Source organism: Paraburkholderia sediminicola, assembly GCF_046026675.1.
Lineage (GTDB): Bacteria > Pseudomonadota > Gammaproteobacteria > Burkholderiales > Burkholderiaceae > Paraburkholderia > Paraburkholderia sediminicola_F.
In genome coordinates this window covers 1,249,579-1,276,211 of sequence record NZ_JAQQEY010000002.1, presented here as the reverse complement: position 1 = coordinate 1,276,211, position 26,633 = coordinate 1,249,579, and the positions used below count along the sequence as shown (strand labels likewise).

The 26,633-nt window shown below is 62.2% G+C and carries 20 protein-coding genes; 3 read left to right on the top strand and 17 right to left on the bottom strand.

What is annotated here, in order from left to right; all coding sequences use genetic code 11:
* Positions 1-3: 3 nt before the first annotated feature.
* The 6 genes from PQQ86_RS25560 to PQQ86_RS25535 form a co-directional block, all read right to left on the bottom strand.
* A complete protein-coding gene (locus PQQ86_RS25560; RefSeq protein WP_408273244.1) occupies positions 4-5,013 on the bottom strand; it encodes an AAA family ATPase in 5,010 nt (1,669 codons plus the stop codon).
* A 25-nt stretch (positions 5,014-5,038) separates the two neighbouring features.
* A complete protein-coding gene (locus tag PQQ86_RS25555) occupies positions 5,039-5,719 on the bottom strand; it encodes a winged helix-turn-helix domain-containing protein (RefSeq protein ID WP_408233497.1) in 681 nt (226 codons plus the stop codon).
* Positions 5,720-5,778: 59 nt separating this feature from the next.
* Positions 5,779-6,153, bottom strand: a complete 375-nt coding sequence (locus PQQ86_RS25550) for a response regulator transcription factor (protein ID WP_154558256.1) — start codon at positions 6,151-6,153, stop codon at positions 5,779-5,781.
* 76 nt (positions 6,154-6,229) lie between these two features.
* Positions 6,230-6,952 carry a response regulator transcription factor gene (locus PQQ86_RS25545; RefSeq protein WP_408273240.1) on the bottom strand — a complete coding sequence of 241 codons (723 nt, stop codon included), beginning with the start codon at positions 6,950-6,952 and terminating at the stop codon, positions 6,230-6,232.
* Positions 6,949-8,430, bottom strand: a complete 1,482-nt coding sequence (locus PQQ86_RS25540; protein WP_408273238.1) for an ATP-binding protein — start codon at positions 8,428-8,430, stop codon at positions 6,949-6,951. Before PQQ86_RS25540 ends, PQQ86_RS25545 begins: the two co-directional genes overlap by 4 nt.
* Before the next feature lie 287 nt (positions 8,431-8,717).
* Positions 8,718-9,188 carry a hypothetical protein gene (locus tag PQQ86_RS25535; RefSeq protein ID WP_408233507.1) on the bottom strand — a complete coding sequence of 157 codons (471 nt, stop codon included), beginning with the start codon at positions 9,186-9,188 and terminating at the stop codon, positions 8,718-8,720.
* A gap of 318 nt (positions 9,189-9,506) precedes the next feature.
* Between PQQ86_RS25535 and PQQ86_RS25530 the strand changes: the two genes are divergently transcribed.
* The 3 genes from PQQ86_RS25530 (at position 9,507) to PQQ86_RS25520 (ending at position 13,625) form a co-directional block, all read left to right on the top strand.
* Positions 9,507-10,904, top strand: a complete 1,398-nt coding sequence (locus tag PQQ86_RS25530; RefSeq protein ID WP_408233510.1) for a cytochrome ubiquinol oxidase subunit I — start codon at positions 9,507-9,509, stop codon at positions 10,902-10,904.
* 25 nt (positions 10,905-10,929) lie between these two features.
* On the top strand, positions 10,930-11,931 hold the full coding sequence (locus tag PQQ86_RS25525) for a cytochrome d ubiquinol oxidase subunit II (RefSeq protein WP_408273235.1): 1,002 nt from the start codon (positions 10,930-10,932) through the stop codon (positions 11,929-11,931).
* A 224-nt stretch (positions 11,932-12,155) separates the two neighbouring features.
* Positions 12,156-13,625: an ATP-binding protein gene (locus PQQ86_RS25520; protein ID WP_408273233.1), complete on the top strand. Its 1,470-nt coding sequence runs from the start codon at positions 12,156-12,158 to the stop codon at positions 13,623-13,625.
* Between the two features lie 87 nt (positions 13,626-13,712).
* On the opposite strand, the gene PQQ86_RS25515 is transcribed toward PQQ86_RS25520, so the two are convergent.
* The 11 genes from PQQ86_RS25515 to PQQ86_RS25465 all read right to left on the bottom strand — a co-directional run bounded on the left by PQQ86_RS25515 (position 13,713) and on the right by PQQ86_RS25465 (position 26,531).
* Complete coding sequence (locus PQQ86_RS25515; RefSeq protein ID WP_408273231.1) at positions 13,713-14,126, bottom strand: DUF3331 domain-containing protein; 414 nt, start codon at positions 14,124-14,126, stop codon at positions 13,713-13,715.
* A gap of 94 nt (positions 14,127-14,220) precedes the next feature.
* Positions 14,221-14,445 (bottom strand): hypothetical protein, encoded by a 225-nt coding sequence (locus PQQ86_RS25510; protein ID WP_408233522.1) that lies wholly within the window; start codon positions 14,443-14,445, stop codon positions 14,221-14,223.
* Complete coding sequence (locus tag PQQ86_RS25505; RefSeq protein WP_408273227.1) at positions 14,432-15,379, bottom strand: helix-turn-helix domain-containing protein; 948 nt, start codon at positions 15,377-15,379, stop codon at positions 14,432-14,434. The genes PQQ86_RS25510 and PQQ86_RS25505 overlap by 14 nt, the downstream gene beginning before the upstream one ends.
* A gap of 340 nt (positions 15,380-15,719) precedes the next feature.
* Entirely contained in the window at positions 15,720-16,403 is a 684-nt protein-coding gene (locus PQQ86_RS25500) for a response regulator transcription factor (RefSeq protein ID WP_408273225.1), read from the bottom strand.
* Positions 16,393-17,517 (bottom strand): sensor histidine kinase, encoded by a 1,125-nt coding sequence (locus tag PQQ86_RS25495; RefSeq protein ID WP_408273222.1) that lies wholly within the window; start codon positions 17,515-17,517, stop codon positions 16,393-16,395. The genes PQQ86_RS25500 and PQQ86_RS25495 overlap by 11 nt, the downstream gene beginning before the upstream one ends.
* A gap of 293 nt (positions 17,518-17,810) precedes the next feature.
* Positions 17,811-18,248, bottom strand: a complete 438-nt coding sequence (locus tag PQQ86_RS25490) for a PRC-barrel domain-containing protein (RefSeq protein ID WP_408233534.1) — start codon at positions 18,246-18,248, stop codon at positions 17,811-17,813.
* Positions 18,249-18,445: 197 nt separating this feature from the next.
* Positions 18,446-19,405: an HlyD family secretion protein gene (locus tag PQQ86_RS25485; protein WP_408233537.1), complete on the bottom strand. Its 960-nt coding sequence runs from the start codon at positions 19,403-19,405 to the stop codon at positions 18,446-18,448.
* Positions 19,406-19,469: 64 nt separating this feature from the next.
* On the bottom strand, positions 19,470-19,670 hold the full coding sequence (locus tag PQQ86_RS25480) for a DUF1656 domain-containing protein (protein ID WP_408233540.1): 201 nt from the start codon (positions 19,668-19,670) through the stop codon (positions 19,470-19,472).
* Positions 19,654-21,177 carry an efflux transporter outer membrane subunit gene (locus PQQ86_RS25475; protein ID WP_408273217.1) on the bottom strand — a complete coding sequence of 508 codons (1,524 nt, stop codon included), beginning with the start codon at positions 21,175-21,177 and terminating at the stop codon, positions 19,654-19,656. Before PQQ86_RS25475 ends, PQQ86_RS25480 begins: the two co-directional genes overlap by 17 nt.
* On the bottom strand, positions 21,150-23,321 hold the full coding sequence (locus tag PQQ86_RS25470; protein WP_408233546.1) for an FUSC family protein: 2,172 nt from the start codon (positions 23,319-23,321) through the stop codon (positions 21,150-21,152). The genes PQQ86_RS25475 and PQQ86_RS25470 overlap by 28 nt, the downstream gene beginning before the upstream one ends.
* A gap of 222 nt (positions 23,322-23,543) precedes the next feature.
* Positions 23,544-26,531: an ATP-binding protein gene (locus PQQ86_RS25465; RefSeq protein ID WP_408273210.1), complete on the bottom strand. Its 2,988-nt coding sequence runs from the start codon at positions 26,529-26,531 to the stop codon at positions 23,544-23,546.
* Positions 26,532-26,633: the final 102 nt, after the last annotated feature.

Genomic DNA, 26,633 nt, shown 5'->3' with positions numbered 1-26,633 from the left:
CGCTTATCCACGTCCGTTTGCGTTGAAAAGAATGCTGCATGTCGTGCCGCCCATGCGGCTCAGTTCCAGCGTTCCGTGCAGTTGATGCGTGAGATCGTGAACCAGCTGCAACCCAAGCGAGTCGGCTTCGTCCAGCGAGAATTCCGGCGCGATGCCAACGCCGTCATCGGCAACAGCCAGCCTGCACCGCCCTTCGCCGACCAAGCCGAGTTCAACGCGCACGCAGCCGCTACGCCCATCCGGAAACGCATGTTTCAAGGCGTTGGAAACCAGTTCGTTGATAATCAGGCCGCAGGATACCGCCCGGTTCATGTCCAGTTGCACATCGTCAACCTCGATCTGCAATTCCACTGCCATCTGACGCATATCGTAGGCGCGCGCAAGATGGCCGCACAGGTTCTTCACGTGCGTCGCCATCACAATGCGCGCGAAGTTGCCCGCTCGATACAGGTTCTCGTGCACCAGCGCCATCGACCGCACGCGGTTGCGGCTATCGGCGAAGAGTTCGGCGACCGACCTGTCGGTTACGCGCGACGCCTGCAGATTGAGCAGGCTGCTGATCAGTTGCAAATTGTTCTTCACTCGATGGTGGACTTCCTGCAGCAACGCCTCCTTCTCTTCGAGCAGCGCTTCTTTCTCTTCCAGCGACGCGTTTTCGAGAGAAATCGCGGCCTGCGACGCCAGAAGGTCGAGCACGGCAATGCGTGGCGGTGTGAACACGCCCGGTGCGAGATCGTTCTCCAGATACAGCACACCGATCAGTTTCGCCTGCTTCATGAGCGGAAGACACAGAACGGCGCGAGAACGGCTTGAGCGCAGGTATTCGTCCGCCGAAAACGGATTGGGCAGCGATGCGTCGTCGAGCAGCACCCGTTCCTGGGTGCGAATGCTGTGATGCAGAATCGATGCAGGCAAATGGCGCGGTGTCACGACTTCGCTTTGAAGATGCACATCCACGCCGTCGCGACCCGCCAGCGCTTCCGCTTCGATCCACAATGTCTCCGCACGCGGCAAAACGAGCAGCGCCCGTCCCGCGCCGGCGTGCTCCAGCACGATGGTCATCAGCGTATGAATCAGCTTTTCGAACGCAATCTCACCCGAAATGGCCTGCGACGCCTTGACGACCGTCTCGACATCAAGTTGTTGCGCGACAAAGCTCCGCGTTGGTGCGTCGTTCACCAGTTCACGGACCAGATTCGGATAACGCCGGTCAAGCGACTGAACCTTGGCCAGCGCACCCCACCGAAGGTAGGAAAGCCGCGCATTGCCGAGATAGACGAACGCGATAGTCGTGAATCCACGCGCCACATAGAACGTTCCGGCAATTTCGTGCGCAAGCGCTTCGATCAGCGAGGACTCGTGCTCACGCGCGAGACGGATTGCGCTTTCGTATTCACGCATCGCCTCGAATTCGCTCCCCTTGATGCGCGCAATCTCGCCGGCGACCAATGCTGCGCGGCTGGCGAAATTACTCGGACAGTGTTCGGCCCAGGTCGCGAGTCTGGCGTGATGCTCGACGAGTTCGCGGAATTGCTCCGCCTGCTCCTCGGGCGTTACATCGTCGTGCCGGCGCGCTCGTGCGAGTGCGGCGTAGAAATGGTACTCGGCAAGCTCGAAGTGCCCGGATGAAGTCCACAACAAGGGGGCCGCCTTCGTCGCGGCCGCCAGCGCCTGCGCTATGTCCCCGGCGAAATAGCGCCCTTGCAGTTTGCGAATCCAGTACCAGCATGTGGCAATCGCCAGGCACGGATCGGCTTCGAGATGTTGCTCAAATGCCGCTTCGTCGAACGCTTCGTCATTGAAGGACCCAAACGTGGTGGTCAGGCCGCGCAAGGTTCGAATCAGTTGCAACTGCGCGCCGATGATATCGACAATCAGCCCAAATTTCGCGGCTTGCACCACACCCAGGCGCTGCTGGGCTTCGCGCTCGACGTCGGGGAGCGGATCGCCCGCAGCCAGTAGGCTGGTCACCAGGCAGCAACTGCTGAAGCCGGTGTACGTGAGGTCCCCGCTCTCACTCGCGGCATCGAACGCACGCCGCAATAGCGGAAGTCCCGCGCGAATATGCCTGGTCCACGGCATCACGTGATAGGCAAAGCACATATACACGCGGGGCTTGAAGCGTTGCAGACCGCGTTCGTCGACAAGGCCCAAGCCAAGCTGGCCAAAGCGGAACCCTGCCTCGTAATCACCGAACACCGGACCGGCCACCATGCCGAGGTAGGCATAGCCGATCGACGATGCATCGCAGTTGCCATGCTCGAGACTCAGATTCGCCATACGGGACAACACGAGACAGACCAGGTTTTCATCGCTGAAGAACGCCGGCGGCAAGACCGCTGTGAGCACGTCCAGGGTCGCGCGCCGGTCGGTATCGGTGAGCAGCGGCAGATCGATCAGCGATTCGATCGGCGACTCGCCGATTTGCAGCAGAAGCCGGTCGTATTCGCTGCGCGCCTGCTCGCGGGTGGGGTGCGGGTCCCAGTCAATCCCGACATCGCGCAGATAGTCCAGGCAGATTTCCACTGCCCGGTCGCTTTGATCGAGCGCGGTGAACAGGGTCACTCGCAGCCACGTCACGGCAGCGCGGTCAGCCAGCGTAACGGCACGCCTCGACAGGTTCGATAGCCGCTCTTTGGCCGAGTCCGTGTCGCCGGTCAGAAACTCGCACTCCGCAAGGCTGCTTTCCAGTGCGAACTTGAGTGAATAGCGGGTAACCCAAGCCTCGGCGCCGAGCATCGCGCTACCCGCCGACAGGTAAGCCGCCGCCGACGCGTAGGCAGACGATGTCTTCGCACGCCGCCCGGCAATCAGATTGAATTCCACGACCCGTTCGCGCTCCGCCGGGTCGTCGATGAGTTCGGCCGCGCGGTTGTACTGGTTGACGATCTCGAAGATATTCTGTTCGAGATCCGCCGCCGTCGCGCTAGTCGCGAACATGCGACCGATGCCCAGATGGGCGGCCGCGCGCTCACCGGCGGGAATCAGCGCGTAGGCCGCTTCCTGCACGCGGTCGTGAAGAAATGCGTAGCCGTACTCACGCCGAAACACGAGGCCGGCTTCCACCGCCTCGGCGAGTGCGCGGTGCACGGCTGTGTCGGATGTACCCCCGACACGCGTGAGCATCGCGGTCGTCGCACTGTTGCCGAAACACGCAAATTGTTTGAGCGCGGCCTGCGTAATATCCGGCACACGTCCGATCTTGCCGACCATCAGGTCGACGACGCTATCCGGGAAGCGCGCCTCGCGAAGGCGCGCGACGTCCCATCCCCATCTGCGCCGCACCGGATCGAACACCAGGTGATGCTCGTCGGCAAGCGTCTTGAGAAACTGCACCGTGAAAAAGGGGTTGCCGCCCGTCTTCTCCAACATGAATTGCGCAAGGCCAAGCACTTCAGCCGTCCCGGCGTGCAGTGCTTCGCCGATCAGGCGCGCCACATCGCCTACTTGCAGCGGCGTCAGCACGATATCGTGAACCGGCACGCCCAACTTGCGGATCGCAGCCAGTGCACGGCTGAGTGGGTGCGCGGGGCCCACTTCGTTGTCGCGATAGGCGCCGACGAGCAGGAGACTCTGCGGCTTCGGCGTAGCAAGAAGACTCTCGAGCAGGCAGATCGTGCCAGCGTCGAGCCATTGGAGATCGTCCAGAAAGAGCACGAGCGGATGATCGGCGTGCGTCAAGGCGCCGATAAAACGTCCGAATACCCCGTGAAATCGAATCTGTGCATCCTGCGCCGGGAGTTCCGGCACTGCCGGCTGCGGACCGATGATTTTTTCCACTTCCGGAATCAGGTTGACGATCAATTGTCCGTTCGAACCGACTGCTTCGCTTAGCCGCTCGCGCCAATACGCGACTTCTGCCTGCCCCCTGTCGAGTATTTGCCGCGCCAGGCTTTGAAACGCCTGCCCGAGCGTCGTATAGGGAATGTCGAGCTTGTACTGCTCGAATTTGCCGGCGGCGAAGTGCCCATGAGAGGGCCCGAGCTTTTTTTTCAGTTCATGCACTAGCGACGATTTGCCGATACCGGAATAGCCCGATACCAGCACGAGTTCGGCCTTGCCTTGCTGCACCACACGGTCAAACGCAGCATTCAATGCGGATGTCTGCGCTTCGCGTCCATACAACCGCTCCGGAATGAGCAAGCGCTCAGGGGCATCCTGTGCGCCGAGCGGAAATGCGTCGATACGTCCCGTTTGCTCCCACGCATCGAGACAGCGGCGCAGATCGCTTTCAAGGCCTTCTGCGGTTTGATACCGGTCCTCGGCGGTTTTCGCGAGCAGGCGCATGACAATCGCGGCGAGCGGGGACGGCACATCGCTCGCGCGTTCGTTTACTGGAATCGGCGGTCTGGCGATATGGCAGTGAATCCATTCGCTGGGCGAGTTCGCGCGATAGGGAAACTCACCAGTCAGCATTTCGTAGAACGTGATACCCAGCGAATAGAGGTCTGCGCGCGAATCGACCGGACGATTCATGCGACCGGTCTGCTCAGGCGCGAGGTAGGCGAGCGCCCTCGCTGTGACGTCAGACAGCGCGCTCGCCGGCGCCTCGCCGGAAGCGCGTGAGGCGACGCCGAAGCCGGTCAGCGCCACGCTCCCCGTTTCAGCGTTGACGAGAATGTTTGCGGGCCTGATGTCCTTGTGGACAAGACCGCGAGCATGCAGCGCGCCGAGCGCCGCCGCGAGACTTCCGGCCATCACGAGGAAGCGGTCGAGTGCTAACGAACCCATCGGTATCGCGGAAAGCGGGACACCCCCCGGGTCTTCGAGTACCAGCGCGGCACTCCCACGGTACTCGATCAGCGCATGCGGCTGGGTGAGGAAGCGGCCGTCGAGCTGGCTGCGCAACTCATAAGCATGTTCAAGACGCGCCTGGCTGTTGGCCGCGGGCTGCAGGGCCGCCAAGGTGACCGTTAGCCATGTCTGGGCGCCGTCGCGCCTGTTGATCCGGGATAGCACGAACTCGCCATCGTCACAGAGCGTCTCGAATCTGAAATCTGACAACTCAATCATGCCATCCCCACCCGCCACTGTCGGACTAATCGTTCGCCGTCAACACATAGCCCGCGTTGCGAACCGTCCTCAGCAAGGACCGCTCGAACCCCGCATCGATCTTGTGACGCAACTTGCTCACATGCACATCGATCACGTTCGTTTGCGGATCAAAGTGATAGTCCCAGATATTTTCGAGCAGCATGGTACGCGTGACGACCTGATCGGCGTGCCGCATCAGGTATTCCAGCAACTTGAATTCGCGCGGCTTCAGCGCGATCGGCTTGCCGGCGCGCGCCGCTTTGCGCGAGAGCAGATCGATCGAGAGATCGCCCACCTTCAGCGCGGTTTCCGCGTAGCTCTCGTCCGAGCGGCGCACCAAGGCTTCGAGTCTCGCCAGCACCTCGCCAAACGCAAACGGCTTGACGACGTAGTCGTCGCCGCCCGCCTTCAACCCGCGAATCCGCTCGTCAACCTCGTCTAGCGCACTCACGATCAGAATGGGTACGCGATTTCCCGCTGCGCGCAAGCTTGCGATGATTCCCAGACCGTCGATACCGCCGGGAAGCATGCGATCCATGATGATGGCGTCATAGGTCTCGCTTTCAGCGAGGAGCATGCCGTCACGGCCGTTGTCCGCGTAATCGGCCACATGCCCCGCGTCCATCAGGCCTTTTTTCAGAAACCCGGCGACCTGTTCGTTATCTTCGACGAGCAAGATTTTCATTTTAATTCGAGAACTCCAAAACCCTCCCCAATCGCCCCGGCGTCCAGGCCCACCCGGGTTCAGTGCGCCCCGCTCTTGCGCCCGATAGCAAGCTCGATCGAATCGAGCAATACCTCTTCCGCAAAGGGTTTGCGCAGGAAACTGACCGCGCCGTGTTCCATCGCCCGCTGCACCGACTCGTCGTCGCCATGTGCGGACATGAACACGACCGGGATACGCCGTTGTTCCGCGTTCAGTTGCCGTTGCACTTCGAGACCCTGCATGCCCTGCATTCTAAGGTCGAGTAAAACACACAGCGCATCGTCGACCATCGGGGAGGCGAGGAATTCCTCTCCCGACGAAAAAGTCATACTCGTATAACCCACTGCCTTAAGCAGGTTTCCGACGCCACTTCGTACCGAGGCGTCATCGTCGACGATGCAAACAAAGCTCATAGCTGCTAATACTCCAATTGCGCCGACGTAGTAACAGAGACAAATATCCGGCGCGACATTTACTGCATCAGGATGCTCACCGCGTCCGACGTATCAATTCCCACATTTTTGCCAGATCAATGAGGGTCTTTGCCCGCATCTTGGTCATCACGCGCCGTTTATGCACCTTCACCGTCACCTCCTGCGTGCCCAGTTCATGCGCGATCTGCTTGATCATCCTGCCTTCCACCGCAAGTTCGAAGACATCCATTTCACGGGGCGTCAGCGACGCGGCACGCTGCAGCACCTCCGCGTTGAATGCGCGCTCCGCGAGATTGGCCTCGTCCTGTGCAAGCGCCCGCCTGACCGCGTCGAGCAGTTCTTCGTCGTCGATCGGTTTGGTGAGGAATTCATGCGCGCCCGCCTTGATCGCACGCACCGACATCGGAATGGACCCGTACCCGGTCAGAAAAATAATCGGCACCTGCACGCCCTTCTGCGCGAGCTGGCTCTGGACGTCGAAGCCAGTTGTGGACTGCAGGTTCATATCCAGCAGGATGCACATCGGCACGCTGGGCAAATCTTTTGACAGTATCTCTGCGGGCGACGCAAAACCCTGCGCATTGAAACCCGCTGAGCGCAGCAGGCGCCATAGCGCGTCGCGCACCATTTCTTCGTCGTCGATCACATACACCATCGACTCGTGCTGCGAAGGACCCGGCATTTCAGATTCCAGAAAGATTGGGATTTGAGTGCCGTCATGGTACATGAGGCCAGGCTCCGAAAGGCCCTCTCCAGGCCTCATTGCCGCCCACTTCACCGCGCTGCGGCGGATTTCGCCGCAAGGCTGCTGCTAAGCGTCGCCGGCCTGAACCCGCGCTCGTAAGGCTGCTGGTAAGACCGAGCCAGATAGGCCGCGTTTCTTGTCAGCACGTCATCTGCCTCGTCCGATTCGTACAGTTTGCGCAGGGCATATTCACGTGTCGATTCGAGCAGGAAATATGCTTTGGCCCTGCTGTCGAAGGTAGTCATGACGACGCACTTGGAGGCAAGGCCGACGATCGCCTCTGTCACTTCGGCGGGCGACAGGCGCTGACAGGCAGCAACGGCACAGGCCGCATCGAGGGAAAACCTTGCCGGCAAAATACCGAGCCGGTGCAGCACGATCCGCTCCGTTGCGCTGAGAAGCTGATAGCTCCAGTCGAGCGTAGCCTCCAGCGTCTGCTGCCGTGGCGGCGCAGTACGACGGCCACCCGTCAGAAACTGGAACCGGTCGTCGAGCTCGGAAACCGTCTTGCGGATGCCGAACACTGCCGCACGGGCCGCTGCCAGTTCGAGAGCAAGCGGCAAGCCGTCGAGCCGGCGGCAGATTGTCGCGACCATCTCGAGGCTGCCAGGGTCGGTGTCAACGCCGGCATTGAGTGCGCGCATCTGCGCCAGAAACATCCGTACCGAACTGCAGTCTGAAATTGCCTCCGAGCCCGCCTCGGCACCCGGCGTGTCAAGCGGCGCGACCCAATAGAATTTCTCGTCCCGAGTTCGCAACGGCTCGCGGCTCGTCGCCAGAATGCGCAGGTCCGCGCTCGCCTGGACGAGCAACTCACACACAATTGCCGCCGATTCGATCACATGCTCGCAATTGTCCAGCACGACCAGCAATTTGCGCCCCTGGACCGCGGCGACGAGCGACTGCAGCGGAACATCGCCATCGGCACGGCCGACGCCCAGCGCTTCGGCGATCATGCTGACAACGCACTGGGCATTCTCCACCGCGGCCAGTGTGATGAAGCACACTTCCCTGTCTGACGCAGCCGCGATCGACCTCGCCACCGCGATGCCGAGTTGCGTCTTGCCGATGCCCCCCGGCCCAAGCAAGGTGACAATCGGCGTCCCATTCAAGGCCCGCGTGATTTCAGCCATTGCGCCGCCGCGCCCAATCAATGGCGCATGGCAAACCGGCAGACCACTCACGCGCGCCGCGCCGGCCTGTCCGCCCTGAACGGCTCCGGCGAGAGCAGCCGGCTCATTGCCTTCGGTTGGAATGGCGAGCCGGTAGCCCCGCCCCGAGATCGTGCGAATCGCCTGTTTGTCAGCACCCAGGATCCTCCTGAGCGCCGACAGTTGCACATGGATATTATTTTCTTCCACCACCGAATTCGGCCACACGCGTCGAAGAATCTCGTCTTTCGTGACAGTCTTGCCCCTCGCCAGGATCAGCAGTTCGAGGATATCGAATGCCCTTGACCCGACCTGGACCAGCCGATCATCCAGGTAGACCTCGCGCATGTCCAGCGACACTGTTACTCGACCGATTTTTATCATGCTGCACTCACGCCTGGTTGATTAGCGGGACGGGCACGTTCGAAGTCTGCACCCTTGGCACTTACGCGGCCGGTGCGGGGCTTGCGTCGTTAGAACCATACTAATCGGGAAAATCATCCGGATCTATTACCCATAGGGATACGTACCCACGGTTGTGGCGGGCCACGGCTCAAACCCGCCAGCAGCGATCCGCGGCACATTAACCACACCAGGCCGCGTCCTCACATCACACCTTGGTATGACTTTCTCATGCGTTCGCAGGATCACGCCTCCTCGGGATAGATGCCTGCGGACACAAGGCAAACGAATGCTGTTGCCTTTAATACGCACTCCACCGAAGACAGCACGAATCCCAGTGGGAACACCCGGTACTCGGCAGGCAGGCCGAATGCGACGGCCATCAATCCAATCGTGCAAAGAAACGCGTAGGCGATGCGCGCCGAACGGCTTCCGGCCAGAACGAAAGACACGAGTGCTAGCCATAGCGCCTTTGCGGCGACGCAGCAGACTGCCTCCTGTGTGGTGCGACTGAACCAGACCTCAAATGGAAGCTCGCAGGCCGACCAGACGGCCGTAGCGATGACCACCCGTCGTGTCCATCCCCCGAGCGCCGGCGCATCAGACGCTGGCAGATCGGACGCAGGCCATTCCTTCATATCGGCCAGATCGGCGTCCGGCAAAAACGCCAGATCGCTCCGATTCACGTCGTCTTGTGTATTGTCCAGATAGCGCATGATGGTTCTCCAGGTTTCTTCTCGGACTCTGACGCGAAGACCGCGGGGACGCTGCCGCCAACGGTCATGCAGCCTCTGCGTGTTGAGAACATTATTCGGCCACCTGATCCGCCGATCTTTCCAGATCGCCTGCGCGGTTTCGAAAATGCACGGCACACAAGGCGCCGCATTCGGCGTGCGTGGCGCGCGTACCGATCGGCGTGCGAATATGAAACGAGCGGGCGTTTGAACAAGCGCCGCGCTCGACAGCGAGCCATGATTTGCACTTCATGTTCCTCAACGAACGTCAAGTCACGCTTCGCACCGCGGGAGTTCATCATGCATCTCACTGGCGTACTCGATCTGTCGCGCGCCCAGTTCGCAATGACAGCCATTTTTCACATCACGTGGCCGATCCTGACCATCAGTCTTTCGGCCTTCCTCGTACTGATCGAAGTATTGTGGCTGCGCACCGATAACATCCATTACTACCGGCAAGCGCGCTTCTGGAGCAAGCTGCTGGTGCTGAACTTTGCGGTGGGCGTGGTCAGCGGCATCCCGATGGAGTTCCAGTTCGGCACCAACTGGGCCGGCTTTTCCCGTTACAGCGGACAGTTCTTCGGCAACATCCTCGGCTTCGAAGGTGCGATGGCCTTCATGCTCGAGGCAGGGTTCATCGGCATAATGCTGCGCGGCTGGGGACGCGTGCCTCCCGGCGTGCACCTCTTCGCCACCTCGATGGTCGCGCTGGGCTCCAGCATCTCCGCGTTCTGGATCATGGTCGCCAATTCGTGGATGCAAACGCCGGCGGGCATTACGGTCCAGAACGGCAAGATCGTCGTGACCGACTACGCTGCCGCGATCTTCAATCCGGATATGGTCTGGGGCGTCACGCACATGTGGGTCGCGGCGATCGAAACCGGCATGTTCGTGATCGCCGGCATTTCTGCATGGAACCTGTTCAAACGCCGCAATCCGGATTTCTTCGCACGCTCATTCAAGATCGCGCTGCTGGTGCTCGTATTCGCCGCGCCGATCCAGATCTGGCTCGGCGATTCGAGCGGCGGCAGCGTATTCAAAACGCAACCGGCAAAGGGCGCGGCGATTGAAGGCAACTGGATGACGAACAAGCCCGGCACCGGTGCGTCATGGTCGTTGCTCGCGTGGCCGAACCAGAAGGCGCAGCGCAACGACTGGTCGGTTGAAGTGCCGGGCATGCTGAGCATTCTCAGCACCCATACGCTGCACGGCCAGGTCAAGGGTCTCACCGACTTCCCGCCCGCCGACCAGCCGCCAATGATTCCGCTGCTGTATTACGCGTTTCGTGTGATGGCCGGCATCGGCTTCGCTTTCATGGCGCTGGCGTTCTGGACTGCATACGTGCTGCGCAAGACGCACGGCGACCTCGAACGCCTGCTCGCTCAACGCAAGCTGCTGCTCGCATGGGTCCTGTGCATTCCCCTGCCCTATGCGGCGGTCGAGGCCGGCTGGATCGTACGCGAGGTAGGCCGCCAACCTTGGGTCGTGTACGGGCTGTTACGCACGAAAGACGCTGTCTCGGGTGTGGCGCCGACGTCGGTGACCCTGAGCATGGCGATGTTCTTCGCCTTCTATGTGGTGCTGCTACTCACCTTCTTCGTGCTCGCGCGCAACTGGCTGCGCACCGGTCCCGATCTCACGTTGATCCCGCCCGCGCCAGTCAAAGCCGAAGCAGCGGCGGCCGTTACCGGGTACTAACCCCTTCCCGTTACGAGGACATCTCATGGACAATTCGATTCACACGACGCTCGCCTTCACCTGGTTCGGCCTGATCGGCCTGATGCTGGCGTTCTACGTGGTCACCGACGGCTTCGACCTCGGCATCGGCATACTCAGCCTGCTACGCAAGCGCCGCGAAGATCGCGACGTGATGGTGCAGACGATCGGCCACGTCTGGGACGCCAACGAAACGTGGCTCGTCGTGCTCGGCGGTGCGCTTTTCGGGGCATTCCCCGAGGCGTATGCGCAGCTTTTGCAGGATCTGTATCTGCCGGTCATGGCGCTCATCGCAGGTCTGATCATGCGCGGCTCCGCGATCGAATTCCGCCATAGCGCAACGCACGGTCCACTGTGGGACAAGGTGTTCGGCATCGGCAGTCTCCTCGCCGCGATCGCTCAGGGCGTGGTGCTCGGCAAGGTCATCACGGGACTCCTGCCGGGCGAACTGAGCAGCGTGTTCGTCACCGTTTCGGCGGTCGGTGTGGTGGCCGGTTATTCATTGCTCGGCTCGACCTACCTCATCAACAAGACGGTGGGGGAACTCGAACAATGGGCGCGCCGTCTCGCGCTGCTGAGCGCGTTCATCACGGTCGCGGCGGCCGCGCTGCTGACCGCCGCGACCTGGTTCATCAGCACGGTCGGCCATGACCGCTGGACCCAGCGCGGCGTGTTTCATCTGCTGATCGGGCTCGGCGCGGCCGCGGCCTTTGCATTCGCCTACGTCGTGGGCTCGCTCTCGATGGGAAGATCGCGCGCGCCATTCCGCGCGTCGGTCGCCCTGTTCGGTGTGTCGTTCATTGGCCTCGCGGTCAGCCTCTTTCCCGACTTCATTCCGGGCAGGCTCGGCATCGTCGAAGCGGCATCCGACTCCTCAACTCTCGTGTTCATGCTGATCGGGATCGGACTCATCTTCCCGGTGATGATCGGCTACAACCTCTACCAGTACTACATCTTCCGCGGCAAGGTAATGGCCGGTTCACACGCGGCTGAGCGACCGTCGCATTAAGCGCCTGAAGTCCAACCCGGGCCCGATGTGCGGCCAGCTGGACGACCGCATGGCAATGCTGGCGGTGGGTAGCAAAGCGCGCCGCCGCAGCCGCAAGCGCCCGCCTGGCGGGGCCGCTAACGGTTCTTAGCAAAGGTTAACTGACGCACCAAGGGGCACGTCCATGAGAATAGATGGTGACGGATCAGGACACCATTAACTTTTCTACATTGGGGCACTCCATCATGAAACTGGGACGTTTCGACATTGATCTGGGAATGCGTCGCTTGCAACTGGATGGCCAGCTCATTCGTCTCGGTTCTCGCGCCTTCGACATTCTTGCGGTGCTCGTAACCGCAGGTGGGCGTCTGGTGACGCGAGACGAGTTGATGAATGCAGTATGGCCAGGCATCATCGTCGAAGAAGGCAATATCGATGTGCACATGTCCGCGCTTCGCAAAGTACTCGGCGCGAATCGGGACCTCATCGTCACGGTGCCCGGCCGCGGATACCAACTTGCACGGCCTCAGATTCAGTCGGCGCCGGAACAGCCCCGGTCGCCGGCAACGGTGAAACCGTCCTTGCCGGCCCGTCGCGCGGCGCTTGTAGGACGGGATGCTGCGACCCGCCAATTGCGCGAAGCATTGGATCGAGCGCCGGTCGTCACGCTGACCGGCACGGGTGGTGTCGGCAAGACCAGTCTCGCGATTGAAGTGGCACACCAGGTGGCTTTCCAGTTCGACGAAATCGTCTCGTTCGTCGAGTTGACTCCGCTGAACACAAAAGAAGCGGTGCTGCGCGCGATCATGGAAAGCTGTGGTCTGCCGGTAGAAAGCGGCAGCGTTACCGTCCCGTCTCTCGCGGCGGCGCTGTCTGAAACGCCACGACTGCTGTTGCTCGACGGCGCGGAGCATATTGTCAGCAGCGTGGCGGAAATCGTCGAGCCGTTGCTCTCGCAAAACGATGCGCTGCGGGTGCTGGTCACGAGTCGGGAACCATTGCGCATCCGCTCGGAGATGCTCTTCAAAGTCGACCCGCTGGACGTGCCGAAAGCCGATTCCAGCGATACAGATATTCTGCGAAGTCCCGCCGTCGACCTGTTCATTCAGCGTGCGAATTCGCTGCAGGCAAACGTCTGCGCCGATAAAGGCGAAGTTCGGCTGATCGGCGAGATTTGCCGCAGACTGGACGGCATCCCGCTTGCGATCGAGCTGGCCGCGGGCCGTGCTGAGGCGCTGGGCGTCGAAGGTGTACGTCGGCGCCTGGATGACCGTTTGGCGATTCTGACCGGCGGCTATCGCACCGCCATGCCACGCCACCGAACGTTGCGCGCAACGTTTGATGCAAGCTTTGCGCTACTGAGCGAAACCGCTCAGTGCCTGTTCCAGCGCCTGTCCCTATTCAACAGTCCATTCACCTTCGACTCGATGCGCGCCGTCGTGTGCGATACGGAACTGCCCGAAGAGGATGTGATCGATGGAATCGGAGAACTGGTGGCGAAATCGCTTGTGAACGTCATTCTCGACGAATCGGAAGCGAAGTATCGGCTGTTCGAATCCACGCGCGCCTATGCCGCCGACAAGCTGCGGGATAAAGCCGACATGCGGCTGGTTGCGTCGCGCTATGCGCAATTTGTTTCGATGAACTTCGCGGCGGGCGCCAACCGTCATCTCGCGGCTGCTGTCACTCCGGCGGATTCGCTGGTCATCGCATAGAGATACGTGCGGCTGCAAGCATGACCAGCGAGTCGTCAATCATCAAGGACGCAACGTTCGACCGCCAGATCGACTAAAGCGTCCCGCTCAGAGTGAGACGGCATTGTCGAGCACGGTGCGCAGAATCATTGCACCGGAGTTGAGCGGCACGGGACGGCAGGGCCGGGGCTTGTAGATCGCGTCGCCCGGCTGGATCCCGCGTCCACTCATGGCGCAAACGCCGGTCACGCGCGCGCGGCTTGCGTGCCAGACCTGATCGCCATAGGAACAGCGGGTCGGGTCGCGCCATATGACCGTCGCGGTCGACTTCGACGGCCGGTCGATCACATGCACCTGGACTTCGAAGCGTTTTCCCATCACCGGCAGGTCGCAATTCTTGCGACCGTTCCGGGAGACCGCCGCGGCCAATTCGTTGACGCCGGCGTCGGTGCCGCCGGACAGGACAGACAGCAAACCGAGGGTTTGCATCCAGGGATCGGTGAAATTCGCATTCGCCAGCATGATTGCACTCCTGTTTCGGATAATCCAGTTGATCATCGAGGCGGCTCCAGAGAGGCTGCCCATCCCGCAGCTCTGGCACGTCCGGTTGCGCTGCTCAGGCACCATCCGCGAGGCGTGCCGGGACGGCGCCGCCGCCGTTACCGCCATTGGCTGAGGTCTTGCGGTTGAGCAGTACGCAGGCCATCAAGGTCCGGGCATCGCAAGCACCTCCCACGCCTTCCAGCGACGACAATCCGTCATTGAATGGCCCATTTCCGGACTGCCGCAGGAATACTTCGCTGACTTCCAGAAACGCGTGAATCTGTTTAGCGATCGGCATTCGCATTCCTCCTCCAGCAAAATGGGGTCTCCCCTACCAGGCGTTTGAATACCGTCGTAAAGTGAGCCTGCGATCGGAAGCCGCAGCTCAACGCAACGTCGAGCACGTTGTGTCTCGACTGGGCTAAAAGATGTTGTGCGTGTTCGATCCGGCGTCGCAACAGGTATTCGTGCGGACGCATGCCAGTCGCGCGACGAAACTGCGAAGCGAAATGCATGCGGGTCAACCCCGCACTGCTGGCAATGTCCGCGAGACCGATCGACTCGGACAAATGCGCGTCGACATAATCAATCGCGCGGCTGAGCCGCCACGGCGGCAATGCACTCGCTTCGCGGGTCTGCCGTTCGGCAACCGTGAAGTGACGTGCAATTACGCGCGATACGATTGCGAGACTGACGCTGTCCGTGAAAACCCGGCCGAGCGCGGCGTCGTCAGACTGCGACACGGCAAGCGCCTGACCGAGACGTTCGAGCGCCGGATCGCGCACGAGCTTCGGATCGTCGATACGAATATCGCCCGCATGCGGGTGGCCGAACATGTCTTCGAAGCATTCGCCAAGCATCAGTTGGGAGACGAATAGATGCAGGACGTCACCCGGCGACTCGAACACGGCGCTGCATGGCACCTCCGGTGCGGTGATCTGCACCGCGCCCGCGGTCACCCATCCACGCACGAGCGTCCTGTCGGCGTGAACGAACGTCAGCGACGTGCACTTCAGATTCATGGCGACACAATGGAGAGCGGCGCTGCCCGGATTGACAACCTCCAGTGGCTGGGCATCGTTCCGGGTCCAGCGCGACACGAGAATATTCCTTCGCTGCCGCGCGCTGGCATCGGCGTCGCCGGGCGTGCGCCATTGATCCTCCACGGCGATCGGGCTACCCCGACTCCGCTGGACGACGTGCGCAGCGGGCGAAGTCAACGAGCTGATCATGATCTGGTCATCCGATTAGTGGTGAGACAGTGCCCAATTGATCAGGCCCTGTGATGGCTCCAAGGTATCGCACCGCAAATACTCCAACTAGCCCTACATACGGTTGCCCGCAATGACCAATGGTAGGGTCGACTCATATCCAGGTTTAGTCGTGTCTCAAAGGATGTGGACAGCACGCCCCCCGTCTGGCCGCCGCGAGCGCCAGAACATGGGGATCAAGACGGGATAGAGGCGCTTTTCTTGCCAGAAACGGTGAGCGGCCTATACACAGGTATGAGATCGATGCCGGTGATGAGCACGTGAACCACGCGCCAACAACGGACCGTCCCGCACGATGCGCTCAGGTACGCGAGTTGCGCGCCGCCGTCATGCCTTGCGGCGCCTTGATGCCGAGCGCCTCCGCCTTCAGCACGAAGTCGGCGAGCGAACGTGCGCCCATCTTGCGCATCGCCTGACCGCGATGAATCTTGACGGTGATTTCGCTCAGATTCAATTCGCCCGCGATCTGCTTATTCATCAGCCCGGCCGCGACGAAGGCCATGACTTCGCGCTCGCGCGCGGTCAACGATTCGTAACAACGCCGCAGATCCGCGACGGACCGGCTGGCCTCGCGCCGCTCCTCGTCGCTCGCCAGCGCATGGGCGACCGCGTCCAGCATGTCTTGGTCACGAAACGGCTTGGCCAGAAAATCCTGCGCGCCGGCCTTCATGGCTTTGACTGTCATCGCGATATCGCCGTGCGCGGTCATGAAGACGATCGGCAAGCCGAGTTGACTGGCCGCGATCTGCTCCTGCACCGCGAGTCCGCTTTGACCTTTGAGGCGAACGTCGAGGATCAGACAACTCGGCACGTCCGGCATGTCGTAGGCGAGGAATTCCTGCGCGGAGCCGAAGGTTTCAACGCCGAGCCCGACCGAACGCAGCAACATGCTGACGGCCTCGCGCATCGACTCGTCGTCGTCCACGACATAGACCATGGTGCGACCCGCGTTACCGCCGGCATTGCTATGCACATCACTGCTCATGACATCTCCCTTCATCAACGGGCAGGATGAACTGCAGCACGGCGCCGCCTGCTGCCGGCGATTCGGCCCAGATACGGCCGCCGTGTGCCTCAACGATCGAACGGCAGATCGACAACCCCATACCCATGCCCTCGGCTTTAGTCGTAAAAAACGCATTGAACAAATGGCCGCTGTTTTCCTCACTGATCCCCGTGCCCGAATCCTGCACGATCACCTGCACATGCTCGCGGTCGAACCAGCGCGTGGCGATCCGGAGCCTGCGCGGCCCGGTCAAATCGGCCATGGCCTGGACGCTGTTCATGATCAGGTTGATGAGCACCTGCTGCAGTTGCACACGATCGCAGCACGCCGTGGGCGGGGGCGCCGCGAGGTCGCTTTTCAGCTCGACACGATGGCGCTCGAGTTCGAGCCGCACCAGTTCGATCGATTCGCCGACGATCCCGTTCAGATCGACCGTAGCCGGAAGACGGTCGCGCTTTTTGGCCATTGAACGGATCCGCTGGATGACCTCGTCCGCGCGCTTCGCATCGCGGATCATCTGCCCGACGGATTGCGCCGCTTCGTCGATCTCCGGTGCGGGACGGTTCAGCCAGCGCAACGCGGCACCGCCGCACGTCACGATAGCCGCGATCGGCTGCGTAACCTCGTGCGCAACCGAAGCAGCCATCTCGCCGAGCATGGTGATGCGCGTGACGTGAGCGAGTTCCGCAGTGGAGCGCGCGAGCGCTTCCTGAGCGAGATTGAGCATTTCTACCTGTTCGTGCAACATCGCCGTCGCGGCCATATTTCTCAATGCCAGTATCGATATGGTGGCGATCGCCAGCAGGCTCACCGCGCACCGCGCAATCGCGCCGCCAGAATAAGCGCCATTGTGCGAGATCATGAAGCCGAGCAACATCAGCGCCACACAGCCCCACGCGGCCGCGATCGTGGCCGGGCGGTTGCCGGCCGAGGCGACCAGCAGCACCACAACCCCATAGAACACGGCTGCCGCGATATCAAGGGAAGTCAGCGCGGCGATCCCGAACACGGCGAGCGCGATCACGGCGGCGAGCGTCGACACGACACGGACGTCGGGACGCACCGTGGGGGAAGCGCCTCGGCAATTTTTCATGGCGGGCGGATCAACAGGCCGCCGGCCGGCAATTGGCCGGAACGGAACAGACAGGCGTGGACATAGGCGTTCGAAACGGCGTTCATTGACGAATACCGGAAGCCTGTCCATCTGGATGACGGCCAGGATGGCTGTCAGGGCGCATGACACTCAGACCTACCGGTGACCGATAGCTTTTAAGCTGAATGTGATCATGCGGGGGCGCACGTCAAGAGCGGTACTTATTTTTCCTTAATCGTTCCAAAATCACGGCTGCGCGGCTACCGCCCCCGGCCGCCGCGCAAGCGCGTCCGTCAGTGCTGACCGTAGTTCTTGCGCGCCACGGGAATGACGCGGACCTTCGCATACTGGAAAGCCGGAATCGACTTGACCGCGTCGCGCGTGGCGCCCGCCCACACGAGCTTGCCGTTCACATAGTCCAGTTGCGACATCGGAATCGCTACGTCGTGCTGCGACACGCCGAGAAACTGATGAGCCGCCACGATCGCGAACGACGCCGCGTTATCAGGCGCGATGATGATGTCGTGGAGTACTCCGACTTTCTCGCCACTGTCGTTATAGATGCTCTTGCCCAGCAGGCTCTTCTTGGTACTCCAGCCTTCGACGATGAGCTGCGACTCTTCCACGCTGACGCCGATGGTCTGCGTGCCCGCGACCTGTGCGCTTGCCGACTGGCACACCGCACCAAACGCCGACGCGGCCAGAAATACAAGTGCCCACTTTGCCTTCATGATAATTTTCTCCAGGAATTGCGTTGGTTTCAAAACGATAAATTGCACCAGGATGGGGGTGCCTGTGGTGTGGCGTGCCCATGTCGCGCTGACCACTACTTTGAACCGGTTGCGCTCGCGGTGTTTTCGAATTCGCACGGTTTCGGTATTCATGCGCTCAAATTGTGGTGCCTTGTGCGCCGCCGTCAGAGCAATGATCAATGGCTGCGCTGCGGCCTCAGCGTCACCGTGCAGGTCATGCCCATCGCTAGCTTGACCCCGGCGGGAATCTGATCCAGATGAATCCGCACCGGCACACGCTGCGCGAGCCGCACCCACGTGAAGATCGGGTTGACGTCCGCCAGCAGGTCCCCGTTGCTGGTCGGGTTGTCCCGATCGGCGATACCGCTCGCCAGGCTGTCGACATGTCCCTGGATGTCCTTGCCGCCTGACATCAGCCGCACAACCGCCTGATCGCCGACATGCACGTGCGGCAGCTTCGTCTCTTCGAAATAGCCGTAGACCCAGAACGAATGAGAGTCGATCAACGCCATACGCGCGACTCCGGCGGTAGCGAAATCGCCGGGATACAGGTTCAGGTTGGTGATGTAGCCATCCGACGGCGCGTGCACTTCGCTGCGCGTCAGGTTGAGCAACGCGGTCTGCCGCTCAACCACGGCTGCTTTGTACAGGGCTTCCGCCGCGCTATAGGCAGCGACGTCGGCGGAATAGGACGAAGCGGACTGCCTCGCGAGCGACGCCGAATCTTGCCGGCTCTCGTCTGAGATCACATCGCCCGCGAGATTGGCGCGGCGCGCCGCCTGAGCGCGCTTCATCGCGAAGCTGGTTTCGCTGGCGGTCATCTGCGCCTTGGCCTGGGCCATCTGTGCCTGGGCCCGCTGCAGATCCGCGTCGGCTTGCGCGACGGCATAGTGGAAGCGAGCCGGATCGAGCACGAACAATACGTCGCCCTGGCGTACCAACTGGTTGTCCTTCACGCGCACTTCGCTGACCAGCCCCGACACATCGGTTGCAACCTGCACGACCTTGGCGCGGACCCGGCCGTCGCGGGTCCACGGCGAAAACATATAGTCCAGCCACAGCATGCGAACCAGCACGATCGCCACCACGAGAAAGGTCAGCGTGAAACCTGCGCGCAGGATGGATTGCGTTTTCATCTTCGTTACCGGGCGTGATCTGTCAGCGAATTCATGGGAACCTGGGGTGTTCAATGTTCAATATTCATTGCAACAGCAGCAGCGAAGCGCCGCTGAACATCGCGGCAAACAGCGCGACCCGGAACAGGCCGGGATGCCACGTATAGTCATAGAAACCGAGTCTGGCCAGCACCAGATCGAGGACGATAAACAGCAGCACACACCCCGCGAGAACCGGCAGCAGACCGGGTACGAGCAAGGAAAACAGATCAATTTCGCCCGGCATCGTCCGCTCCTTGCAACACTTGGCCGGGCGGCACCGACGCGAAACCGCCACCCAGCTCCTTCATCAGGAGCGCCCACGAATCGAGGCGTTTGGCCTGGATCTGCGCGAGGCTTTCCTCCTGCTGCAATTGTTCGTTCTGCGCCGCCAGCACATTCAGGAATTCGGTGATGCCGCTGCGGTAGCCCGTATCGGCGAGCCGGAAGGATGCGCGCGCCGAATCGAGCGTGTTTTCAACCGACGCCTGCTGCTGCTCGAGCGAGCGCAGCGACACGACTTGCATCGCAACCGCCTGCATCGCATTCACCACACTCTGGTTGTACGCATCGACGGCGGCGTCGCGGGACGAGACGGCCACACCGTAAGTGCCGCGCCGGCGCCCACCGTCGAAGATCGGCAGCGAAATCGCAGCGCCCACGCCGTGACCCATGCCGTCGCTGTTCACGAAGTTGAAGAAGCCGCCGAACGTCGCCGCGGAGCCCAGCGACGCGGTCGCCAGCAGGTTGATGTCCGGATAAAAATCCGCGTGCGCGGCATCGATACTCTTATCCGCTGCGAGCACGCGCCAGCGCTCGGCCACCACATCAGGGCGGTGCCCGATCAGTTCGGCCGGCAGCGACGCCGGCAACGCCACCGGCACGTTCAGCGCGAGGCTCGGACGGCGCAGCGAGTCGCCGTAGCCCGGCCCCTTTCCGGCCAGACCGGCGATGCTCATCCGCGTCAACGCAAGTTGCTGCTCCGCCTGCTGCACCCTCGTTGTGCTCATCGCGAACTGGGTTGACGCCTGACTGACTTCGAGTCGGCTGCCGACACCCGCGCGCCAGCGGCGCGTTGCGATATCCAGCGTGCGCTGCTGTTCGTTCTGCACAGCATGGTAGACATCGAGCAACGCGTATTGCAGTTCCAGTTGCACGTAACTGCGCACCACTGCGGTCTGCAATTCGATTTCCGCGAAGCGCGCGTCCGCGGCGACCGCGTGCACGTTGTCGAGCGCGCCTTCGCGGATCGCGCGCGACTTGCCCCACAGATCCAGGTCATAGGACAGGTCGGCCGCGATGTTGTTGCTCCACACCGTCGTGCCGCCGGGCGGCGCCGGCGTCGTGTAACGGGCGTAACGTCTGCGCTCGAACGTGCCACCCGCATTGAGTTGCGGCAACTCGTTGGCGCCGGCGATCTGCGCCTGGAATCTCGCCTCGTCAATGCGCGTATCCACGGCGCGCAGGCCGGGGTTGCCGGCGGTGGCGTCCTGAACCAGCGTGTCCAGTTGCGGGTCGTTCCACTGGCGCCACCAGCCATCGGCCGGCCATTTCGCATCGTGTTGGGTAGCACGCAATGCAGCGCCCGGGTCGAGCGTTGCCGGGTCGATCATCGCCGCTTGCGTGTGGATGCCGCCGCTGTTGATACATCCGCCCAACAGCCACGCACATGCGAGAGCGACGGCCGCCGCTCGACTCGTTGTGGACACACCGAGACAACGCACTTTCATGCCCGCTGCCCTGCTGGTTGCCATAGGGATAACGTGTCGTCCAGCAGTGCGAGCTCGGTGAAATGCAGCAGCGCCCGCATCCGGCAGTGCGTGAGCATCGTCGCATCGACCGCACTATTCTGCGCGAACGGCAGCGTATCCAGCGCCCTTCGCGTCGCGACCAGCGCGGCGTCGGCGGCCTGCGGCGTGACAGCGGCGAACACGTCGGCGAGCGCCGCCAGCCAGGCGGTCTGCGCGTCGAGCCATCCAGCCGGCAGTCTCTCTCCGAGCTGTTCGGTGTCCAGCCGCATCTGGATCATCGCGCGGCCGATCTCCAGCGCCGCGAACGCCCAGCCAATCAGGTGATTGCGGTCCACTCGCGCATCGGCCGGTGCCGACGCGATCTGGATAATGAAATCACGCAGACTCAATTCGAACGTGTGCAGCAGGTCGTCGAGCTCGTCGTCCCGCGCACTATCCGACACCAGTGTGCGAATCTGTTTCAGGTATTGAGCCGAGATCCAGTCGCCCGCGCGCGGCACGATGATCGAAAACGCGGCGGCCGCCGCCGCGATGCCGGCCAGCAAGGCAAAGCCGGTATCGAGGTAAGCGCTTGGGTTGTAGACGGTCGGATTCGATATGCCGACGATGAAGCAGAAATAGATGTTGAAACCGAGCCCGAGGATCGACGTTTTCGCAAACGTATTCACATAGCTGCCGATCATCACGAAAATCGCAATCGATGCGGCCAGCAAGGTGAAACCATCGACGCGCGGCAGCAGAAAAAAGTTGAACGCGAAACCGGCGAGCCAGCCGGCGAGGCAACCACAGAATATCTGCCAGCTAGCAGCAGCAGGGTTGGGCACGAGCGCAAACAGCGCGCTCGTAATCGCCACCGCGACGATCGCGCTCGATCCGCCCACCCATCCCGACGCGAGCCATGCCGAGCCGACCAGCATCACCGCCACGGCCGCACGCGTGCCGGCGATGAGCGCAGCCGTACGGTTGGCCGTGGCACGGGTTCTACCGATGCGGCCGATGGCATGGATCACCGACTGCGACCACGGCAGCCGATCGACCGCGCGTGCATCGACATAGTTTCTGCAATACAGGCGAAGATCGGCAATCGAGAAGAACAGCGCGGAGCCGGTGGTCGCAACGAACTGTCGTTGATGCGGCGACAGATCCGCGAGTGAATGGATCAGCCGGCCCAGTTGCGCGGGCAGTGCCTGCTCGAAAGCATCGAGACGGCTCAACAGTGTCTCGACCTGGTCGAGCGTGATCAGTTCGAGTTGCGCCTCGGCCGGCACGATCGCGAGCAGCGCGTCGATCAGTTCATCGACAGCCGCGATCGCACGCGGATCGGCCTCCACGGCGACGCGCGCCTTCAATTGATGCAAGGCATGAATCCACGCGACCGTGTCGAGAAAACTCCTGTCGAGATCGAGAAAGACATGGTTGAAGAGACGTATCGACGGATCCTCGAATACCGCCCCGCTACGCAAATTTTCTATCCCGGCGCGCTCGCGGATCAGGTCGAGAAACGTGTCGAAACCGACAACAGTCGTCGCGCGCCCAAGCATCTCATGCACTGCGTTCAACAGGTTCGTGAGGTTTCTGCGACTCGACGCGTAGAGCGCCGGTGTGACAGGCTGCGGAAACACCACCGCGCTAACAAGACTTGCACACACTACGCCGATCACCACTTCACTCACGGTAAACACGACGTTATCGAAAACGCCATAGGGATTGGACCAGGCCGGCATCGCCGTGATGGCCGTACCGTAACCCGTCAGGACGAAGCCGTAGGATTGAAAATTGCGGTAGTACGATGCGCCGAATACGCACGCACCGATCCACGCAGCCAGCGCGATAAAGAACAGCAACGGCTGTTGCGGAAACAACGCGATGATCAACAGGCCGGCAATACTGCCGCACACCATGCCGAGGCCGCGATAGAAACCGCGCGCGATCACCATGCCGCTTTGCTGGTGCATCATGACGATCACGACCGAAACCATGGCCGTGGCCGGCGTGCGGAGTTCCAGCCGCATGCACAGTCCCATCGCGAGGCTCACCGCGGCAGCCACCTTCACGATATGCACGAACCGCGGGCCGTCGTCCTTCCAGTACGTCTTCAACTCGTCCAGCCATCGCGGCAAGGCTGGGCTGTCCGTCAGCAAAGTCATAAGCTACTCGTCAGTTCTGCGTGCTGCTGCCGCAAGTGGGTCCGAGCCAGTTCGACGATCTCATCGCCGCTTCCGTGACGATCGCCCGCATCCAATCCGCTCAAGCTATTGGATTGCTGCGAAAATGTCCTGAAATGGATCTGAAAACATCTGAAGGACACGCATTGACGGGCACGGGGAGAGCCGCGCCGCGGGGATCAAACGAGCACGGGTGAATGCCGCCTAGCCGCGCTCTCTGAATTTTGCGCTCGGCGGCGCATCGAAAGCGCCTCCCACTGCAGGCGCGGCGACCGGACCGTTGGTGCCAGCAGCGGCCTGCTCGCTGGCCGCTGCCGCGATCCGTAGCAAATCGACAGCGGCTGTGAAATCGTCCCAGTCGAGGCCCTCGGTAATGATCGAGCAGGCCGACTTCAGGAGCTGCGCGGCCTCCGCGCTTCGGCCTTGCGCGTGCCAAAGCCGGCCGAGGCTGGTCGCGGTCCGCAATTGCAGCGAGCGGCAGCCTTGTATCAGCGATTCCTCCAGAGCCGCGACCAGGCACGCTTCCGCATCCCTTGCCACCACGTTGGACGGGGACGCGCCCGTCTGCTCCATCAGCAGCAGTTCACCGTGGATGCGCCTGAGTTCGCTGGCATACCAATGGTCACCCGTTTCGTCACACTGACGCAGCGCGTGCACTACGGCGGCAATGCCCTCGTCCCGCTGACCGGAGCGTCCGAGCGCGTAGCTGTACTGTCCGGTGAGCATGGCGCGCGGCGCACCGAACTCGAGCGACTCCAGATCGTCCAGCGCCGTGCGGAAAGCCTGCAAACGCTCGGGTGACACGTCGTCCATCGAGCGCAGGTACTCATCGAAACAGCGGCAGCACGCTTGCACCACGCTCAAACCCGCGCGCGCCGACACCTCCTTCAGCAACCCGATCGCGTAGGCTGCCCGGTCCCGCTTGCCCGACAACAGCGCCAGCGGGACGAGCGCCTCGAGCAGCACATAACTCGTGACCATCGCCTGCTGCTGATCGCAAGCAGCGACCACGCTCTCCTCTGCAAGCCGCAGCGCCTGATCGCGGAAACCTTGCAACCACAGAACGCGCGCGAGCGTCGCGCAGCCGACGATCCGTTGATCGACGGACTGGCCCAGCGGCAGGCGCTGATACGGGCCATCGCTTTGCCGCAGGAATTGTTCGAGCGACGCCCGAGCCTGCCGTTGATCGCCTGCGTAATGCGACGCGATGCCGAGCAACCTGCTGCCGAGCACCGCACAGCCCGTGTGGCCCACCTCGGAAGCGAGCAACGCGAAGCGCCCGGCGAACGCCAGCGCATTGCGCGCCGCACCGGACGATTGACTCGCGTTCCACATGCCCCACAATGCGCGGGCTTCAAACGCAGGGTCCCCAAGCGCAATCGCCGAGGCGAGTACCTCGGACCAGATGCCGAAGGTTTCCTGGTTCGGTCCGTTGACGTAGACGAGGGCCGCCCCAAGCGCCGCCTTCAGTTGCATGCGCACACGGAGGTGGCGGGTCGAGCGCGAGCCATAGTGCGTCGCAGCGACGCTATCGAGGGCTCGCCGGGCCCATGCGCAGCACTCGTCGACCAGCGAAAGTTCATAGAGCAGGAACACAACTTTCACGGCCAGCGCTTCGCCCAGCGCTTCGTCGCCCTTCGGCGACAGGGCCCACCCCAGCGCCACGCGCAAGTCGTCGAGCAGCGCGCGCATTTGATGATGCCAACCGTCGGCGAAGGCGCGCGCGGAGTCCGCTCGGCTCAGCGCTTCGCGCTCCAGCAGCGCAACGAAGTAACGCGCGTGATGGAGCGCGACGACGCGTTGCTCGCCGTTATCCTCGAGCTTCTGCATCGCGTACGCACGCGTGGTTTCCAGCAGGCGATAACTCGCCCCGCCGCATGCCGTGCACCTCACCACCAACGATTTTTCAACCAGCCCCGACACCGCCTCGATCACTTCGAGTTCCCGCAATGCGCCGTCGCTCACGACGGCGATCGCCGCGTCCATCGTGAAGCTGCTCGCGAAGATGCCCAGCCGGCGCAACGTCGTGCGCTCGGCATCGTCGAGCAATGCGTGGCTCCAGTCGAGCGTCGCCTTCAAGGTCTGGTGGCGCGGCAACGCGGTGCGATTGCCGCCGGTCAGCATGTTGAAACGGTCGTCGAGATGGCTGGCCAGTGTCGCGATACCGAGTATCGCCGCGCGCGCCGCTGCCAGTTCGATGGCCAATGGTATGCCGTCGAGCCGGCGGCATACCATGCCGGTCAGCTGAATGCTCCTTTCGTCCGATGAGAAGCGCGCATCGATCGCGCGGGCGCGTGACAGGAATAACTCGACCGCGCTGCATTCCAGGACATGCTGACTTTGCTCGTCCTGGGCGGGCACCTCCAGCGAAGCGACCCAATACAGGTGTTCGTCCACGACGCGCAGCGCCTCCCGGCTGGTTGCGAGCACGCGCAACGCGGGACCGGCGCTCAGGAGCGTCTCGGCAAGCTCGGCGGCGTGGCTGAGCACATGCTCGCAGTTGTCGAGCACGAACAGCGCGCTACGCTCGCGGAACTCCTTGCTGATGCGCGCGAGCGTAAGCGGCCCGCTCGCCGGATTCACGCCGATGCTGGTCGCGAACGCCGCGAGGACGCTGCCCGCATCGGAAGCCGAGGCGAGCGCGACCAGATAGACGCCGTCTGGAAAGCGCCCTAGCGAACCGCGCGCGACTTCCACGGCGAGGCGGGTCTTGCCGATGCCGCCCGAGCCGATGAGCGTCACGTGGCGGGCCGAGGCGAGCGCCAGCGAAACATCGTCCAGCGCTCGGTCCCGTCCGATCAGCGCCGACAAATTGACAGGCAGATTGTGGGGGACGCGCGCGCCTTGCATGACGTCGTCGAGCGGGTCGTCATCTTCAGCGTTGCCGGAGACAGCCGTCGAAGAAACCCTCGGAACCAGCCGGTAGCCTCGTCCGGATACGGTCTGTATCAGTCCGCGGCTTTCGCCCAGCATCTTGCGCAGCGCGGACATATGAACCTGAAGATTGTTCTCTTCAACGATCGCGTTCGGCCAGACCTGTTTGAGCATCTCGTTCTTCGGCACCAGCCCGCCGTTCGCGGCGATCAACACGGCCAGCATGTCGAATGCGCGGCTGCCGAGGCGCACAGGCTGCCCGTCGAGAAACACTTCCCGACGCTCAACGTCTACCTGAAGCGGGCCAATGTGAATCATTACCTGAGCATCCCAAACACAGCGGATAAAGGAACAACCGGGGGAAGACCGAGGGGAGAACACTCAGCGGCGGATCCCCCGGAGTCTAGAGCAGCGACGAAT